The sequence below is a fragment of the Streptomyces sp. E2N166 genome (genome assembly GCF_003671715.1).
In the GTDB taxonomy this organism is placed as follows: Bacteria; Actinomycetota; Actinomycetes; order Streptomycetales; family Streptomycetaceae; genus Streptomyces; species Streptomyces thinghirensis.
The window spans coordinates 190,783-192,608 of sequence record NZ_RAIF01000031.1 but is presented as its reverse complement, the minus strand read 5'-3'; the positions used below and the strand labels follow the sequence as shown (position 1 = coordinate 192,608).

Sequence of the window (1,826 nt, the reverse complement as noted above, 5' to 3'; positions counted from 1 at the left end):
CGGTTCCCGCGGCCACCGCCGCCCCGCCGATCATGCCGACGGTCAGCGCGGCGGCCAGCCCGAGGCGCAGCGGACGGTGCCGGCGAGGGCGTCGGGCGCCGTCGCCGCGCGGGCCGATACGGACCAGTCCGGCATCGGAGGGCGGCGTCGCGGTGCCGTGCCCGAGGGCGGCCGACGTCCCCTCCGGAGCGTCGGCCCGCTCGGCGCGCACCTTACGGAAGGCGGCCAGCGCGGCCGCCTCGCCGGGGAGTTCCCCGCTGGTCGGCACGGGTGGGGCGGCGAGGGCGCCCAGTGCCCCGGCTAGTCGTTCGGCACGGTCGCGGGCGGCGGGGTCGACAGCCTCCAGTGACTCTCCGCGCAGCAAGATCTCCGCCGTTTCGCGGTCCAGCCACCTGTCCTGCTCGTCGGCCATCACATGTCCTTCTGCGTCCGCGCACGCGTATGCGTCACACTCGCGGACGTCACCGCACGGCCGCGCGGTTCTCGCTGGGGCGGCAGGGCGTCCAGCCCGCCGCCCGATTCCGGATCGCCGCCGAGCAGCTCGGCCAGGCGCTTCAGACCGCGGTGCGCCGCCGTGCGGACGGCACCGGGCCGTTTGCCCAGCGTCTCGGCGGCGCTCTTGGCGTCCAGGCCCACCACCACGCGCAGGACGACGGCCTCGGCCTGATCCTGGGGCAGGCGGGCGATGAGGGAGAGAGTGCTGCCGGTGGCCAGGGCCTCCATGGCCTCGCCCGCGGTGTCCGACTCGGCGGGCTTGCCGGACAGCTCGGTCTCGTCGCCGCCGATCGCGGGGCGGCGACCGCGCATGCGGATGTGGTCCAGGGCGCGGTTGCGGGCGATGCGGGCGGCCCAGCCGCGGAACCGGTCGGCGTCGCCGTCGAACCGTTCCAGGTCACGGGCGATCTGCAGCCAGGCCTCGGACGCCACGTCCTCGGCGTCCGGATCGCCGACCAGTGTCCGCACGTATCCCAGCAGTCGCGGATGCACGGCGCGGTACACGGTCCGGAACGCGGTCTCGTCACCGCCCTGTGCCGCACGCACCGCGGCGGTCAGCTCCGCGTCGTCCCCCAGCACCGAGAAGCCTTTCTGCGCCTGAACCGGCGCCGTTCTCGCGGACGTGGTCCTCACCGTCGTGGTGTCTCCATTGATGGCTGCGGTGGCCTACCGCAGCCCCGTCGCGGGAGCGAGGCCCCCGCTGGTCGGCGCGAATGGCACGTTACGTCTTGAAACCGCCGCTCGTCCATGTCCCCATCCCATTGCCGTACAAGATGCAACTAAGCCGTGACGCGATGAGGTGTGACAGAAAACGCAGTCCCGGCGCTGTAGGGGGTACGGGCCGCCGCGCGGCCCGTGCCGCGCGACGGCCGGGGCCTCTCCTGTGGGGGGTGGCGGCCCCGGCCGTCGCCTTGGCCGCCGCGATCGCCCCTGGTGCGAGGCTACTTGGCCTTGCCGGGAGCCCGGCCCGCCGGCTCCGCCCGTTCCGCGCTCCCGCCCTCACCGCTGCCGTTGTCTCTGCCGCTGCCGCCGCCGTTCGGGTTGCCGTTCGCCGGTCCCGGCCGGGCCGGGCCGACGGCTCCGCCCGGCTTGTTCCCGTCGGTCGCGGCGCTCGGCCGGGCCTGTCGGGGGTGCTGCTCGGCACAGTGGACCGCGACGTGCTCCTCGCCGCCCGCCGCCGTGACCAGCCGCTGCCAGGCCGTGGCCTCCAGTGCCTTGCCGCTGCCTTCGAGCCGCTCGTAGGCGCGGCAGTGGGCCTCGGTGTCCCGGGCGGCGGCCGGACGGTCCGGCCGTGCCGAGACGCCGGGGGACGTGGCGGCGGGGCTCGGGGC

1 protein-coding gene and 2 pseudogenes are annotated in these 1,826 nt (G+C 75.6%); all 3 read right to left on the bottom strand.

What is annotated here, in order from left to right:
- A pseudogene (locus EBH09_RS37945) lies at positions 1–412 on the bottom strand (hypothetical protein); the annotation flags it as partial.
- A complete protein-coding gene (locus tag EBH09_RS22885; protein ID WP_121748819.1) occupies positions 412–1,074 on the bottom strand; it encodes an RNA polymerase sigma factor in 663 nt (220 codons plus the stop codon). The pseudogene EBH09_RS37945 and the gene EBH09_RS22885, both read right to left, overlap by 1 nt.
- Before the next feature lie 362 nt (positions 1,075–1,436).
- Positions 1,437–1,826: pseudogene (locus EBH09_RS37940) on the bottom strand (hypothetical protein); the annotation flags it as partial.